The following is a 14,426-nucleotide window of genomic DNA, read 5'->3' as shown; positions in this document are numbered from 1 at the left end:
GTGCGCGGCGGCGTGCCAGTTAGGCCTGAAACCTCTCATCGGCACGGTGACCCATGCGGGCCTGCCAGGGGTACGGGGGCCCGGCGGCGTGATGGATCACGCCAGACGCAGCAACGGCACGACAGCCCGTCTGGATTGAGCAGACGATCCCCATGCTCTGCGCTGCGCTGACCCGCGCGGTGTTGCCCTGCCCCGTGGTGGTCAGTGCGGCGTGCGCCGACGCGGCGGTGGCCAGGTGCTGTCCCGGCGAGGCATGACGCCCCGTGCGCGTTGGGTGCGCCGGCGCGATCGCCACCCCTGAACCCACCGAGCGGCGCGGTGACCCGTGCGGGCTTGGATCGGGCGGGCGTGATGGTGCGGGGGCTGGCCGCGCGGTGTGCTGCCCCGTGCGGGACGGGTCGGCCGTAATGGTGGGGGCGGGCTGTGCGGCATGCTGGCCCGGGCCGGCGCCGCGGTGGCCAGGTGTTGGACGGCGCGGTGTGGCGCCCCGTGCGGTGCTGGTGTGGCGGTGGGATCTCCACCTTCGAAGCCGCTGAGCGGCGCGGTGACGCACGTGGATGGGCCGGGCTGCGCGATGGCCCGTGCGGCGATAGGTCGGCCGTGACGGTGCGGTGTGGCTGCGCGGCATGCTCACCCATGCGGAGCGGCCCGGCGCCGTGGTGGTCAGTGTTGGACGGCGCGGTGTGGCACCCCCGTGCGGTGCTGGTGTGACGGGTGTGATCGCCGCCGTCGAAGCGCTGTGCGGCGCGGTGACTCCATGCGGCGTGCTGGCCCGGGCGGCGCGGCCCGGCGCGGTGGTGGTCAAGTGTTGGACGGCGCGGCGCAGCGCCTCTTGCGGCGCGGTGAGGTCGGGGCGGCGCGTGACTCCATGCGGGGTGGACCGGACGGCGCGATGGCTCGTGTGGGTGGACCGGGCGGCGTGCAGTGCAGGACGGGCTGTCTAGCGTGATGGCCATGTCGGATGGGCTGGCCGTGATGGTGCGGGGCGGCCTGTGCGGCGTGCTGCCCTGTGTGGTGTTGGTTGGGTGGCGTGCCCCCTGCCGATTGGTGGACCGGCCGTGACGGTGCCGGGCGTTCCACCAACGCGATGACCAAAGGACGCGGACAGGGTGGCGGCGTGGGGGTTCGATCGGGCGGGAGGGGGCGTTCCGGCGGGGCGGGCCGCCCAAAGCGGGGCGATGCGAAGCAAGCCCCGCCCCCGCGATGCGCAGCGAGCGGTGCGACGCGAAGCGGAGCATTGGGGGTGTGGGGTGAGAATCCCCCACTGGGGAGCGGCGGCGGAGCCGCTGCGCGGGGGATGCGGAAGTCCACCAACGCGAACGGGCCCACCCCGTGAACAGGGTGGACCCATTGGACTGTAGCCCCGACCGGATTCGAACCGGCGCTACCGCCTTGAGAGGGCGGCGTCCTGGGCCGCTAGACGACGGGGCCCCAGGTCTTGCTCTTTGTTGCTGTGTCGTGCGGTGGAACAATACAGCACCGCGATCTTGCTGCGGTGCTGGGGTACCAGGACTCGAACCTAGACTAACTGAACCAGAATCAGTTGGGCTGCCAATTACCCCATACCCCATCGGCGCTGTTGGCGCCGGTTGAGAACTTTACCGGAGCGAACGCACCAGGCCAAATCGGTTGTCGCAAAAACGCCTATTCCAAGGTCAGGACCTTGTTGGTGAGCGCGCCGACGCCCTCGATCGTGACGGTCACCTCGTCGCCGGCCACCATGCGGGAGACTCCGGCGGGGGTGCCGGTGAGGATCACGTCGCCGGGGAGGAGGGTCATGACGTGTGAGACATATGACACAAGGGTCGGCACGTCGAAGACCATGTCCTTGGTGCGGCCGAGCTGGCGGACCTCGTCGTTGACCTCGCAGCGGACCTCGACGTCGCTGACGTCCAGGCCGGTGACGATCCAGGGGCCGATGGGGCAGAACGAGTCGAAGCCCTTCCCGCGCGTGAACTGCACGTCCTTTCGCTGCAGGTCGCGGGCGGTGACGTCGTTGGCGGCGGTGTAGCCGAAGATGGCCGCGGCGGCGCCGGCCCGGTCGACGCGGCGGGCGCCTGTGACACCGATCACGACGGCCAGCTCGGCCTCGTGCTCGACCTGCTGCGACTGCGGCGGGATCCGGATGGCGTCGTTGGGGCCGATGACCGACGTGGAGGGCTTCAGGAAGAGCAGCGGCTCCTTCGGCACGTCGTTGCCGAGCTCCGCGGCGTGGTCGGCGTAGTTGCGCCCGACGCACACCACCTTGCTGGGCAGGATCGGCGAGAGCAGCCGCACGTCGGCGACGGCCCAGCGCTGACCGGTGAACCGGAGCTCCCCGAACGGGTGACCCTCGATCTCCGCGACGGTGAGCCCGGCGAGCCCGGCCGAGGGCTCGCCCTCGACGACTCCGAACGACATGCCACTGCTGTGGGCGAAACGAGCGATACGCACGCCGTGAAATCTACTCCGCCGCCAGATGCCGCTCCACGAACGCATTGCTGAACTTGCGGTCCGGGTCGAGCCGGTCACGCAACGCGAGGAAGTCGGCGAGGCGCGACGGGCGCGCCGCGTGGTGGAACACCTTGCCCCAGTGCGGCCGGGGCGACAGCGGCGCCAGCGCCTCCTCCAGGGCCGCGACGACCGGCTCGACCCGCGCGGCGTCCTTGATCCAGGTGAAGTGCAGCGCCACGCTGTCCCGCCCGTACGTCGGGCTCAGCCACAGATCGTCGGCCGCCACGATCCTGATCTCGGAGATCTGCAGCACGGGCGTCACGAGGTGCCGCAGCCGCTCGACCGCGGCGAACGCCTCCACCGCGTCCTGCCGCGCCACGAAGAACTCGCTCTGCAGCTCCTCACCGCTGCTCGGCGTGAACTCCAGCTTGAAGTGCGGCAGCCGCCGGTGCCACGGCCCGGGCACGCCGCCCTGCTCGGTGCAGCTGACCGCGGGCATCGCGGCGATCGGGTGCATCGGCCGCGTCGCCGGCACCGCGCCGAACCCGTCGGGCTCCTCCCCGTCGGCGAGCTTGAGCCACAGCTGATCGACTGTGTCGCCCGCCCAGGTGGTGAACAGGCTCACCGAATAGGCCGCGGTCGCGATCTCGTCCCAGCGGGCGTCGAGGACCTTCCGCGGCAGGTGCTCGAAGATGTGTTGGCGGATGGTGTACGACTGCCGCACCTCCAACGTCACACCCACCACCACGCCGAGGGCGCCCAGCGCCACGACGCTGCCCGCGAAGTCGGGGTCGCCCCGCTCCAGCCGCACCAGCTCCCCGCCGGCGGTGACCAGCTCGACCCCCGCCACGGCCGTCGCCAGGCTGCCCAGGGCCGCGCCGGACCCGTGCGTGCCGGTGGCGACCGCCCCCGCCACCGAGATGTGCGGCAGCGACCCGAGGTTGTGCAGGGCGATACCCTCGGCGTCCAGGAACGTGGCCAGCTCGCCATACCGCACCCCGCCGGCCACGGTGACCGTCCCCGCCGTCGCGTCGATCCGCGGCTCGGCCGGCAGCCCCGCCACGCTCACGAGATCCGCCGGCGTGTCGGCGATGTCGTTGAACGAGTGCCCCGACCCGAGCACCCGCACCCGCTCCGCCCCCGCCACGATCTCCCGCACCGCGTCCACCGTGGACGGTCGATGCACCCGGGCGGCGCCGAACGTCAGATTCCCCGCCCAGTTGGTCATGCTCATGTGCCCGAGTCTATGCACGCCCCGCCGTTCGCGGCCGCGACCAGCCGTCGATCTCACCAGACGCGTCCGTTCGGCTACTGTCCGCCAGATGGCGCCGGCAGCAGACTTCGCGAGGTGACTCAACCGCCGATCAACCAGCGGGGCCAGCGCTCCGGCCGGGCCCCGACCATCGCGATGGTCGCCTTCGTGGTGTTCGTCGTCGGTATCTGCGGCATCGCCGCGATCGGCGCGGGCGCCGAGCGCCCGGAAGACACCCGCGACGTGGCCCGCACGGGCGCACTCGCGCTGCCGCAGACGTCCGCGGCCGAAGCCACGCCCACCACGACGAGCGCCCCGGCGACGACACCACCCGTTACAAGCCCGGCCACCACGAACCCGGCGAGCAACCCCGTCACCGAGGCGCCCACCACCACGAACCCGGCAACAAAAGCGCCGACCAAGGCGCCCACCACGAAGGCGACCACGAAGCCCGCCGGAAACTGCAACCCGAACTACACCCCGTGCGTGCCGAACGACCCGGTCGACGTCGACTGCAAGGGCGGCAGCGGCAACGGCCCGTCATACGTCCAGGGCCCCGTCCGCGTCATCGGCGACGACGTCTACGACCTCGACCGTGACGGCGACGGCATCGGCTGCGACTAAGGACGGGAGCGGTCAGCCGGTCCGGATCTGCGAGCCGGTGGCGCCGTCCACGACGGTGCGGCGGTCGAGCGGGGCCTTCAGGGGGACCGGGGTGGACGTCGTCGTGGTCGGGACGGTGCCGCAGGAGCCCGGGGCCCTGGAGCGCAGGTGGGCGGTGAGGGTGACGGTCCGGGCGTCCTCGGCGACGTCGATGTGGTCGAGCGCGTCGCAGCTGGAGTACGTGAGCGACACCTCCAGCTCAGGGCTGTTGCCGGAGGCGGTGGCGACGGACGCGATCGGCGTCGTGGTCGTGGCGGGGCCGCGGGTCAGCCACCGGACCCCGAGCCCGGCGGCCAGGCCGATCACCGCGACCGCCGTCGCGACCAGCCACACCTTGCTTCGTGTCAGCATTGCAGACCCCCGTCCGCCGAAGCCGTCGTCGACACCCAAGGTAATGGGCGTCGATACGTGGCGGGGTCCCGGGAGCGTTACGGGGATTCCAGATAGCGCAGCATCTGCTGGATCTCGGCGGTGCGGGAGTCGGTGATGCGCTTGGCCAGGTCGAGGGCGCCGGGGTTGACGCCGGAGCCGGTCTCCATGCGGGCGATCTCGACCGCGTTGTGCTGGTGGGCGACCAGCATGTTGAGGAAGCGCTGCTCGAACGCGGTGCCGTCGAAGGTGGCGAGGGCGGCGATGTCGTCGGCGTTCGTGCCGTGGGCGCCGCCGTGGCCCGCGTGGGAGTCGGCGGCGGCGGTCGGGGGCCGGCTCCACGACTGGAGCCAGACCTGCATCGTCTTGGTCTCGTCGGCCTCGGTGACGTCGATCGCGGCGGCCAGGGTCCGCACGTCCTCCCGGACCGCCTTGGTGCGCGCCAGGCGCACCATCGCGAGCGCCTGCGCCTGATGGGCGACCATCATCTGGGCGAACATGACGTCGGTGTCGTTGAAGACCCGGGACGAGGCTGTGGTTCCGGCGGCACCGGCGGCGCCGGGAGGGGCCGGCTGCGCCGGGGCGGCGGCACAGCCGGCGAGGAGCAACGCCGAGACCAGTACTAGGAATCGCATCCGTTCCTCCTCCAGGAACCGGGGGTGCCCGGCGGACGGGCACCCCCGCGAGCATCGAGCTAGACGCGCTGCCAGAGCGCCGGGACGTTGGGCGGCTCCCAACCGGCGATGGCGGTGTGTGCCTGGCGGCACTGGTAGGTGGCGCCGCCGTACGTGACGCGGTCACCGGCCTTGTACGCGGTCCCGGCCGCCCACGTGCCACCCGCGGGCGGCGTGGTCGGAGTCGGGGTGGGGTTCACGGTCGGCGTGGGGGAGGGCTGGGTGGGCGTCGGGGTGGGGTTCCCGCCACCGCCGCCGACCTGCAGGTCCACGCAGGAGTAGAAGGCGTTGGGGGTGTCGGCGATGTTCCACCGGGCCAGGACCATGATCCGGCCGGTGCGCCCGCCGAGGCTCACCGTGTGGGAGACGGTCGCGCCGGGCTGGCGGCCGCCGTCGTCGATGACCGCGATGCGCGTGCCGCCGACGAAGTACTCCCAGGTGCTGGTGGAGTGCCGGGCGGTGAGCACCCAGTTGAACGTGACCGAGTTGCCGACGGCGGTCGCCGGCCAGCCCTTGTTGGGGTCGTCGAGCTGGGAGAACCGGCTGTTGCCGCCGCTGCAGCTCATCAGGCCCTTCGGGCCCTCGACGCTCTGCGGCTCGTAGACGATCTCGCCGCAGTTGGCGACCCGGCCCTGGGCACACATCGCCTGGCGGCTGGCAGGGGAAGAAACGTAACCGTGAGCGGCCGCCGGCTGAGCGGACGCGAGCAGTGACGTGGCGATGGCGCCGAGCGCCAGTGGAACCAGCGCGATCGTTCTTCGCATCGATCGCTCCCTTCGTGCAGTGGGGGTGATGCGGCCAATGTAAAGGAAGGATTGTTAACAGTAAATAACCTTTATGGAAATCGGTCGATAGAGCGCTCTCACTTAAGGTAGGGTCCAGCCGGCCTTAAGGCGACAGGAGCGCGACCAGGGCGCGGACCGCCGGATTCTTGCTGGAAGCGGCCCACGCCAGGCCGATGTCGACGGTCGGCGGCGCCCCGGTGAACCGGCGCAGGACCACGCCGGGCACCCGCAGCGCCGTCGCGCGCCCCGAAGGCACCGCCGCGATCACACCGCCCGCCGCCACCGAGCGCAGCAGCTGCTCGTCGTCCGGCTCGTGCCGGGCGAGCACGAAGCCGCCACCGGGCCAGACCTGCGCGACGATCCGGTCGTACATGCCGGGGCCGTTGTCGCGCGGCCACATCACCGCCGGCTCGCCGCGCAGCAGCTCCCGCGGCACCCGGCGGCGCGCGGCCAGGGGGTGCCCGGTGGGCAGCGCGAGCAGCAGCTCCTCGGTGCCGATCGGCAGCCACCGGATGCCTGGGTCGTCGACCGGCGGCCGCACGAACGCCGCGTCGTAGCGCCCCGCGAGCAGGCCGGCGACGTTGGGCGCGGTCCAGCCCGTCTCCGGCACGACCTCCACGAGGGGGTGCGCGGCGCGGAACCGCTCGACGAGCTCGTCGACGCTGCCGCCGCGGGCCGATCGCGTGTACGCCAACCGCAGCCGCCCGCCCTGCCCGCGCACCGCCGCGGCGATCCGCTCCTCGGCGGCGGCGACCTCCGCCAGCAGCGTGACCGCCTCCGCCGCGACGACCGCGCCGACCGGGGTGAGCGCGCAGCCGCCGCGGCCCCGCTCGACCAGCCGGGCACCGATCTCCCGCTCCAGGACGCGGATCTGCTGGCTGAGCGCCGGCTGGGCGATGCGCAGCCGGGCCGCCGCCCGCGTGAAGTGCAGCTCCTCGGCGAGGACCATGAAGTACCGCAGCCGCCGCAGTTCCATAAGCCAGGCTTATCAGACCGCAGCGAACCGGTCTTGGACGCCGCGGCGGGGAGGAGCACACAGTGAAGGCATGAGCGACGTGACAGTTCTCGGCGCCGGGATCATCGGGCTCACCTGCGCCGTCCGCCTGCAGGAGCACGGGCACACCGTGACGGTCGTGACCGCCGACGAGCCGGGGCACACCGTGTCGAGCCTGGCCGCCGCGGTCTGGTACCCCACCCGTACCGACGGCGACCCCCGCGTCCTGAGCTGGGCCGGCCGCACCTTCGACGAGCTGACCGCTCAGGCGGCGCGGGGCGTGCCCGGCGTCGTGCCCCGGCCCACCCGCATGATCCTGCGCCGCCCGCACGAGACGCCCTGGTGGGCCCCGGCCGTCCCGGACTTCGCGGAGGGGCCGGGCGAGTGGCGTTTCACCGTCCCTTCCGTGGAGATGCCGGTGTACCTGCGGAGCCTGCTCGACCGGTTCGGCACGGCCGGCGGCCGGCTCGTGCGGCACCGGGTCGAGCGCCTCGCCGACGTGCCGCGGCTCGTGGCCGGCGCGCGGGTCGTGGTCAACGCGACCGGGCTCGCCGCGCGCGACCTCGCGGGCGACCCCGCCGTGCACCCGGCCCGCGGCCAGATCGTCGGCGTCGCCAATCCGGGCCTCGTCACCTCGGTGCGTGACGAGGAACACCCGGCGGGCATGACGTACATCCATCCCCGTAGCCGGGACGTGGTCCTCGGCGGCACGTTCCAGCCCGGCGAGTGGGACACCGCCGTCGACCCGGCGACCACGGCGGCGATCCTGGCCCGCTGCGCCGAGCTGGTCCCCGAGCTGGCCGGGGCGCCGGTGCTGTGGCAGGCGGCGGGGCTGCGGCCAGCTCGGCACGGCGGCGCCAGGGTCGAGGCCGACCCGGTGGGGCTGCCCGGCGGCGTCCGCCTCGTGCACGCGTACGGCCACGGCGGCGCCGGCGTCACCCTCTCCTGGGGCTGCGCCGACGACGTCGTCACCCTCGCCGGTGGCGCGGCAGGCGCATGATCGAAGCATGATTCGCTTCGTGCTGAACGTGCTGTGGCTGATCTTCGGCGGCGGCTTCCTGTTGTTCGTGGGCTATGCCTTCGCCGCGGCGATCTGCTTCGTGCTCATCGTGACGATCCCGTTCGCGGTGGCGTCATGGCGGCTCGCCCTGTATTCGCTCTGGCCGTTCGGTCGGACGGTGCAGGCCAAGCCCGACGCCGGGGTGGCGACGGGCCTGGCCAACATCCTGTGGGTCGTGCTCGCCGGCTGGTGGCTGGCGCTCAGCCACGTGACGGCCGGGGTGGCGCTGTGCCTGTCGATCATCGGGATCCCGTTCGGGATCGCCCACTTCAAGCTCGTGCCGGTCGCCTTCTGGCCGCTCGGGCGCGAGGTGGTGGAGGTCTAGCCGATCAGGACCTGGGCCATGACGACGGTGTCGGTGCCGTCGTGGCCGACGGTCACGCCGATCCCCTTGGCCGGGGCGGTGCCGCCGCGCTCGCCGTCGACGTAGAACGCCGCGGTGGCGCCGGGGACCCCGCCCGCGGTCGCGGCGCGGAAGCGCTCGCTGTCGGCGAGTTTTCCGCCGGTACCGGCAGCGAACGTCTTCGTCCGCAGGACCACGTGCTCCTCGTGGACCTCGCACACCGTCCCGCCGGCCTTCAGCAGCGCGGCGAGGTCGGCCTGCAGCTGCTTGGCCGCGGCGGCGTCGGCGAGCCGCAGGTCGACCTGCAGCGGCTCGCCCAGCTCGTGCTCCTTGGGCTCCGGCCCGGCCACGGCGAACGTCACCGACGTCGCGGCGGCCATCGCCTTGTCCAGCGCCTGGATGGCCTTCTGGACCTCCTCCGAGCTGGGCTGGGTCGTCGTGAACGACCGCACCACGGTGCCGTCGCCCAGCTCCGGGTGCTCCCGGAAGTACTTCTCGATCGCCGCCGGGTCGGTGAGGTCGACGCCCGGCGGGAGCGTGATCACCTTATTGGGATCGACGCCCGGCGGCGGGGGGAGGTCGGCCAGGTCGATGTCGTCGGCGAGGCCGCCGAACCGGGCGAGCGGGAACAGGGTCGAGGACAGGATCACGCCGGCGCCGCCGAGGAGCGACAGGTCGCCGAGCGGGCCGCCGGCCGCGCCGGCCGCGGTCGCGTCCGCCGGCAGCGCGCCCAGGAGGGCGAGCGCGTCGGTGCCGGTGGAGGTGGCGGTGAGCGGCAGGCCCGAGCCGCCCGACACGCGGGCCCGCAGCTCCAGACCGTCGTCACCGGCCTGGACGCCGACGACGACCGTGCCCTTCAGCTCCGGCAGCGCGACCGGGGGGCCGGCGGCCTCGGCGTCGGTCTCTTCGCCTTCGACGTCGCCGTCGACGCCGAACGCGAGGAACTCCTGCGCCAGGTCGTCGGCGCGGGCCAGGTCGGCCCACGCGAGGCCGGGCTGGCCGGCGGGGAGCTTCGCCACAGCGGCGGTGAACGCGGGATCCTTCGACAGCGGGGCCTTCGCCGCCGCGGCGGCCGCCGCGGCCGCGGCCCGCTGGAGGTCCTTGCCGTCGAACGCGAGCAGCACGTGCCCGTCGCCGACGACGAAGCCGAGGTCGTCGGTGCCGGCCTTCTGCTGGGCGGCGGTGAGCGCCTTGCGGGCCTTGGCGTCGTCGCGGGAGGAGGCGACGACGAGGGTGACGGCTGCGCCCGGCTCCGGGGCGGCCCACATGGCGACGCCGATCCGGTCGTCGAACCAGGAGGCCACGTCGTCGTAGCCGATGGGCGCCTCGAGGTCGGCGAAGATGTCGCGCTTCGTGTCGTCCAGGGTCTTCGGGCCGTTGCCGCCGGCCTTGCGCAGCAGCGCCTCGACCTTGACCCGCTGGCCGATGCCGGGGGAGAGGTCGATGCGGGCGAACGCGGCGACAGAGGCGGGCACGAGGTCCTCCGGCAGGGTGCCGGTCGGGCCGTTCCACATCCTGGCGAGCGCGAAGGCGCCGCCACCGAGCAGCACGGCGACCGCGACCGCCGCGGCGCTCAGGACCACGGCGAGCCGCCGCCGCGGCCGGACCGGCACCTCGGTGAGGTCGTCACCGGCCGCGAACGCCGGGGCATCACCGTCGAGCGCGACGGTGTCAGGGTCCGCCTGGGAAGCGTCGACGGCGTCAGCGTCAGCCTGGGACGCGTCGACGGTCTCAGCGTCGGCCCGGGACGCGTCGACGGCGATGTCCGTCCCGGTGTCCGCCGCGGGCAAGGGGTCCTGGGGCAGCAGGGAATCGTCGGGCGATCGGGTGCTCTCGGACATGTGGCGTTCCTCCCCGTGGATGTCGTCGCGCATCGTAGCGGGAGGGCGGCGCCCGGGAGCACCCGATAAACCGGCTAGAACTGGGCGGCGATGCCCAGCAGCGCGGCGACCAGGACGATCAGGCCGAGCATGGCGGTCATGCAGCCGCCCCGCCCACCGCTGCCGCCGCTCGGAGCCGGTGGCGCCGGCGCGGTCGGTGCGGTGGGGGTGTCGGGGCGCTGCGGGCCGTCCGGGGTCGGTGAGCCCGGCGCGTGCGACGGCCGGTCCGGGGCACCCGAGGGGGCCTGGCCGACGCCGGACCCCTCACCTTCCGGGGTGTCGGGTGCCTCGGAGAGGCCGTCGTCGATGGGCTCCGGGCTGGCGGGGGTGGACTCAGGCACGGGGGGCTCCTCAGTCAGACGGGCTCGATGTGCCGCACGCTACAGGCCCCCGATGTGCCGCACGTTACAGGCCGGAGAGGCGCTGCCCGGCCCGCACCACGGCCATCGCGTGGCGGTCGCCGGGGCGCCGGCCGAGCCGCTCGATCGGGCCCGACACGCTGATCGCGGCGATGACCCGGCCGGTCCGGTCGCGGATCGGCGCGGAGACGCTGGCCACGCCGGCCTCGCGCTCTGCGACGCTCTGCGCCCAGCCGCGGCGGCGGACCTCGGCGAGGGTGCGGCCGGTGAACTTGCAGCGCGGCAGCAGCGGCATCACCGCCTCCGGCGGCTCCCACGCGAGGAGCACCTGGGCGGCGGAGCCGGCGGTCATCGGCAGCACCGAGCCGATCGGCACCGTGTCGCGCAGCCCGCTGGCGCGCTCGGCGGCGGCCACGCAGAGCCGCTCGTCGGCGCGGCGGAGGTAGAGCTGCGCGCTTTCGCCGGTCGCGTCGCGCAGTGCGGTGAGCATCGGCTCGGCCGCGGTCAGGAGAACGTCCGGTGCCGCGTTGGCGAGTTCGCCCAGACGCGGGCCCGGCCGCCAGCGTCCTTGCGCGTCACGAACAAGCAATCGGTGGATTTCCAGGGCCTGTGCGAGCCGGTGCGCCGTTGCCCGGGGAAGCTTGGTCCGGTCCACCAGTTCGGCAAGGCTGGCGCCGTCGACACAGGCGGCCAGAATGACCACCGCCTTGTCGAGCACGCCGACACCGCTCATACTGTGTCCCACAGACCGAAACATACCTCCCAAACTTTAGGATGTCCAGATGGTGGGAGAAGCACGACCGCGGACGCTCGCAGAGAAGGTGTGGGACGCACACGTCGTCCGTTCCGCCGCAGGCGAGCCGGATCTGCTGTACATCGACCTGCACCTGGTCCACGAGGTCACCAGCCCGCAGGCGTTCGACGGCCTGCGGATGGGCGGGCGGCAGGTGCGCCGGCCCGACCTGACGATCGCGACCGAGGACCACAACACGCCGACCGACAACCTGCTGACGATCAGCGACCCGGTGTCGCGCACCCAGATCGAGACGCTGCGGCGCAACTGCGACGAGTTCGGCGTGCGCCGGCACTCGCTCGGTGACGCGCAGCAGGGCGTGGTCCACGTCATGGGACCGCAGCTGGGCCTGACCCAGCCGGGCATGACGATCGTGTGCGGGGACTCGCACACCTCCACCCACGGCGCGTTCGGCTCGATCGCGTTCGGCATCGGCACCAGCGAGGTCGAGCACGTCCTGGCGACCCAGACGCTGCCGCAGCCGCACCTCAAGACGATGGCGGTCAACGTCGTCGGCGAGCTCGCCCCCGGCGTCACGGCGAAGGACCTGGTGCTGGCGCTCATCACCCAGGTCGGCACCGGCGGCGGCCGCGGCCACGTGGTGGAGTACCGCGGGCCCGCGATCGAGAAGATGTCGATGGAGGGCCGGATGACGGTCTCCAACATGTCCATCGAGTGGGGCGCCAAGGCCGGCATGATCGCGCCGGACGAGACCACGTTCGCCTACGTCGAGGGCCGCGAGTACGCGCCGAAGGGCGAGGCGTGGGACCGCGCGAAGGCGTACTGGCAGACGCTGCGCACCGACGAGGGCGCGAAGTTCGACACCGAGGTGACGCTCGACATCACCCACCTCACCCCGTTCGTCACCTGGGGCACCAACCCGGGCCAGGGGGCGCCGCTGGGCGCGAGCGTGCCGGACCCGGCCGACTTCGCCGAGGACGCCGACCGCGTCGCGGCGCAGAAGGCGCTGGAGTACATGGACCTGACGCCGGGCACGCCGCTGCGCGACGTCGCGGTGGACGTGGTCTTCCTCGGCTCGTGCACCAACGGCCGGCTCGAGGACCTGCGTGCCGCCGCCGACGTGCTGCGCGGGCGCAAGGTCGCCGACAGCGTGCGCATGCTCGTCGTGCCGGGCTCCGCGTCGGTCCGCGCCGCGGCCGAGGAGGAAGGGCTCAACGAGGTCTTCACCGCGGCCGGCGCCGAGTGGCGCTTCGCGGGCTGCTCGATGTGCCTGGGCATGAACCCGGACACGCTGAAGCCGGGCGAGCGCTCCGCCTCGACCTCCAACCGCAACTTCGAGGGCCGGCAGGGCCGTGGTGGGCGCACCCACCTGGTGTCGCCGCAGGTCGCCGCCGCAACCGCCGTCGTCGGCCGCCTGGCGGCCCCCGCGGACCTGAACTGACCGAGAAGACAGGCAGGAATCCGACATGGAGAAGTTCACCGTCCACACCGGCACGGCCGTCCCGCTGCGCCGGTCCAACGTGGACACCGACCAGATCATCCCCGCCGTCTACCTCAAGCGCGTCACCCGAACCGGGTTCGAAGACGGGTTGTTCAACGCGTGGCGCTCGGATCCCGCATTCGTGCTCAACAATCCCGCGTACACGGGCGCCTCGATCCTTGTCGCCGGGCCCGACTTCGGCACCGGATCGTCGCGCGAGCACGCCGTCTGGGCGCTGCAGAACTACGGCTTCAAGGCGGTCGTCGCGCCGCGTTTCGGCGACATCTTCCGGGGCAACGCGCTCAAGGCCGGTCTCCTGCCCGTCGAGCTGGACCTCAAACTCGTCGAGGAGCTGTGGGCCGCGATCGAAGCGGATCCGCAGTTGGCGGTAACGGTCGATCTGCAGGATCGGCAGTTGCGTGCGGGGGACCGTGAATGGGCCTTCCCGATCGACGATTTCAGCCGTTGGCGCCTGCTGGAAGGCCTGGACGACATCGGTCTGACGCTGCGCCACGAGGAGGCCATCACCGCCTTCGAACAAGGCCGTCCGGAGTGGACACCCGTCGTTCACTAGGCCCCGCCTGGGCGTCTCGATGAGCCACCGGCCGAATCCGTTGCTCCACAACGATTTCTTTTCCGTCTAATGTTTGTATTCTGTGAGCGTTGGGATACCTTGCCCACAGGGACTTCATTTCTGGTACGGGAGGAAACAACGTGAACAAGGCCGAGCTCATCGAGGCGCTCAGCGCTCGCCTGGGCGACAAGAAGTCGGCAAACGCGGCGCTGGACGCGGTGCTCGCCGAGATTCAGGCTGCCGTGACCAAGGGCGACAAGGTCGCCATCACCGGTTTCGGTGTCTTCGAGAAGCGCGTGCGTGGTGCGAGAACCGCGCGTAACCCGCGCACCGGTGAGGCCGTGAAGGTGAAGAAGACGTCGGTTCCCGCCTTCCGGGCCGGCGCCAGCTTCCGCGAGATGGTCGCCGCCGGCAAGGTGCCGAAGGCCGCGCCGGCCAAGAAGGCAGCCGCCGCCACGAAGACCGCCGCCGCGAAGGCGACGACCGCCAAGGCCACGACTGCCAAGGCCACCACCGCCAAGGCGACGACCGCCAAGGCCACCACGGCGAAGGCCACCACGGCGAAGGCCGCCCCGGCCAAGGCCGCCACCAAGGCGACCGCGACCAAGGCGGCGGCGAAGGCCGCTCCGGCCAAGGCCGCCGCGACCAAGGCCGCCCCCGCCAAGAAGGCCGCCGCGAAGACCACGCGCGCCGCCGCGTCGACGACCGCGCGCAAGACGGCCACCGCCGCCACCACGACGGCCGCCAAGAAGGCGCCGGCCAAGAAGGCCGCCGCCAAGTGAGGTAAGGCAACGGAAAAGGGGCGG

General features: G+C 72.6%; 15 protein-coding genes and 2 tRNA genes. 6 read left to right on the top strand and 11 right to left on the bottom strand.

Going from position 1 to position 14,426, the window contains the following annotated elements; all coding sequences use genetic code 11:
• Positions 1 to 1,358: 1,358 nt before the first annotated feature.
• The 4 genes from ABZ321_RS02770 to ABZ321_RS02755 all read right to left on the bottom strand — a co-directional run bounded on the left by ABZ321_RS02770 (position 1,359) and on the right by ABZ321_RS02755 (position 3,667).
• Positions 1,359 to 1,431: transfer RNA gene (locus tag ABZ321_RS02770), tRNA-Glu, on the bottom strand.
• 67 nt (positions 1,432 to 1,498) lie between these two features.
• Positions 1,499 to 1,570: transfer RNA gene (locus ABZ321_RS02765), tRNA-Gln, on the bottom strand.
• A 74-nt stretch (positions 1,571 to 1,644) separates the two neighbouring features.
• The gene (locus tag ABZ321_RS02760; RefSeq protein ID WP_344508050.1) at positions 1,645 to 2,433 is read right to left on the bottom strand and encodes a fumarylacetoacetate hydrolase family protein; all 789 of its coding nucleotides are present in this window, start codon (positions 2,431 to 2,433) and stop codon (positions 1,645 to 1,647) included.
• Positions 2,434 to 2,443: 10 nt separating this feature from the next.
• Positions 2,444 to 3,667, bottom strand: coding sequence for an FAD-binding protein (locus ABZ321_RS02755; RefSeq protein ID WP_354888836.1), 1,224 nt, complete (start codon positions 3,665 to 3,667; stop codon positions 2,444 to 2,446).
• A 114-nt stretch (positions 3,668 to 3,781) separates the two neighbouring features.
• Between ABZ321_RS02755 and ABZ321_RS02750 the strand changes: the two genes are divergently transcribed.
• Positions 3,782 to 4,309, top strand: coding sequence for a hypothetical protein (locus ABZ321_RS02750; protein WP_354888833.1), 528 nt, complete (start codon positions 3,782 to 3,784; stop codon positions 4,307 to 4,309).
• A 12-nt stretch (positions 4,310 to 4,321) separates the two neighbouring features.
• Here the strand turns inward: ABZ321_RS02750 and ABZ321_RS02745 are convergent, their stop codons facing one another.
• The 4 genes from ABZ321_RS02745 to ABZ321_RS02730 all read right to left on the bottom strand — a co-directional run bounded on the left by ABZ321_RS02745 (position 4,322) and on the right by ABZ321_RS02730 (position 7,152).
• Positions 4,322 to 4,699 carry a hypothetical protein gene (locus tag ABZ321_RS02745; RefSeq protein ID WP_354888830.1) on the bottom strand — a complete coding sequence of 126 codons (378 nt, stop codon included), beginning with the start codon at positions 4,697 to 4,699 and terminating at the stop codon, positions 4,322 to 4,324.
• Positions 4,700 to 4,776: 77 nt separating this feature from the next.
• The gene (locus ABZ321_RS02740; protein ID WP_354888827.1) at positions 4,777 to 5,352 is read right to left on the bottom strand and encodes a DUF305 domain-containing protein; all 576 of its coding nucleotides are present in this window, start codon (positions 5,350 to 5,352) and stop codon (positions 4,777 to 4,779) included.
• 59 nt (positions 5,353 to 5,411) lie between these two features.
• A complete protein-coding gene (locus ABZ321_RS02735) occupies positions 5,412 to 6,155 on the bottom strand; it encodes a lytic polysaccharide monooxygenase (protein ID WP_344508040.1) in 744 nt (247 codons plus the stop codon).
• Positions 6,156 to 6,279: 124 nt separating this feature from the next.
• Positions 6,280 to 7,152: a LysR family transcriptional regulator gene (locus ABZ321_RS02730; protein WP_344508038.1), complete on the bottom strand. Its 873-nt coding sequence runs from the start codon at positions 7,150 to 7,152 to the stop codon at positions 6,280 to 6,282.
• Positions 7,153 to 7,222: 70 nt separating this feature from the next.
• On the opposite strand from ABZ321_RS02730, the gene ABZ321_RS02725 reads away from it, so the two are divergent.
• Both ABZ321_RS02725 and ABZ321_RS02720 read left to right on the top strand, forming a co-directional pair.
• Positions 7,223 to 8,170, top strand: a complete 948-nt coding sequence (locus tag ABZ321_RS02725; RefSeq protein ID WP_344508036.1) for an FAD-dependent oxidoreductase — start codon at positions 7,223 to 7,225, stop codon at positions 8,168 to 8,170.
• 7 nt (positions 8,171 to 8,177) lie between these two features.
• Positions 8,178 to 8,555: a YccF domain-containing protein gene (locus ABZ321_RS02720; protein ID WP_344508034.1), complete on the top strand. Its 378-nt coding sequence runs from the start codon at positions 8,178 to 8,180 to the stop codon at positions 8,553 to 8,555.
• Here ABZ321_RS02720 and ABZ321_RS02715 read toward each other — a convergent pair.
• From ABZ321_RS02715 to ABZ321_RS02705, 3 genes are all read right to left on the bottom strand, one after another.
• On the bottom strand, positions 8,552 to 10,414 hold the full coding sequence (locus tag ABZ321_RS02715) for a hypothetical protein (RefSeq protein ID WP_354888822.1): 1,863 nt from the start codon (positions 10,412 to 10,414) through the stop codon (positions 8,552 to 8,554). The two genes, ABZ321_RS02720 and ABZ321_RS02715, sit on opposite strands and share 4 nt — an antisense overlap.
• A 74-nt stretch (positions 10,415 to 10,488) precedes the next feature.
• Positions 10,489 to 10,794: a hypothetical protein gene (locus ABZ321_RS02710; protein WP_344508032.1), complete on the bottom strand. Its 306-nt coding sequence runs from the start codon at positions 10,792 to 10,794 to the stop codon at positions 10,489 to 10,491.
• 64 nt (positions 10,795 to 10,858) lie between these two features.
• Entirely contained in the window at positions 10,859 to 11,545 is a 687-nt protein-coding gene (locus ABZ321_RS02705) for an IclR family transcriptional regulator (RefSeq protein WP_033357786.1), read from the bottom strand.
• A gap of 49 nt (positions 11,546 to 11,594) precedes the next feature.
• On the opposite strand from ABZ321_RS02705, the gene leuC reads away from it, so the two are divergent.
• The 3 genes from leuC (at position 11,595) to ABZ321_RS02690 (ending at position 14,402) form a co-directional block, all read left to right on the top strand.
• Positions 11,595 to 13,007: a 3-isopropylmalate dehydratase large subunit gene (gene leuC, locus ABZ321_RS02700; protein ID WP_344508030.1), complete on the top strand. Its 1,413-nt coding sequence runs from the start codon at positions 11,595 to 11,597 to the stop codon at positions 13,005 to 13,007.
• 25 nt (positions 13,008 to 13,032) lie between these two features.
• Entirely contained in the window at positions 13,033 to 13,620 is a 588-nt protein-coding gene (leuD, locus tag ABZ321_RS02695) for a 3-isopropylmalate dehydratase small subunit (RefSeq protein WP_354888817.1), read from the top strand.
• 140 nt (positions 13,621 to 13,760) lie between these two features.
• Positions 13,761 to 14,402, top strand: coding sequence for an HU family DNA-binding protein (locus ABZ321_RS02690; RefSeq protein WP_354888814.1), 642 nt, complete (start codon positions 13,761 to 13,763; stop codon positions 14,400 to 14,402).
• The last annotated feature ends 24 nt before the right edge of the window (positions 14,403 to 14,426 follow it).

This window comes from Dactylosporangium sp. NPDC006015 (assembly GCF_040614215.1).
Classification (GTDB): domain Bacteria; phylum Actinomycetota; class Actinomycetes; order Mycobacteriales; family Micromonosporaceae; genus Dactylosporangium; species Dactylosporangium maewongense.
Note: the sequence above shows the minus strand (reverse complement) of the source record. Positions and strands in the feature narration are given on the sequence as shown.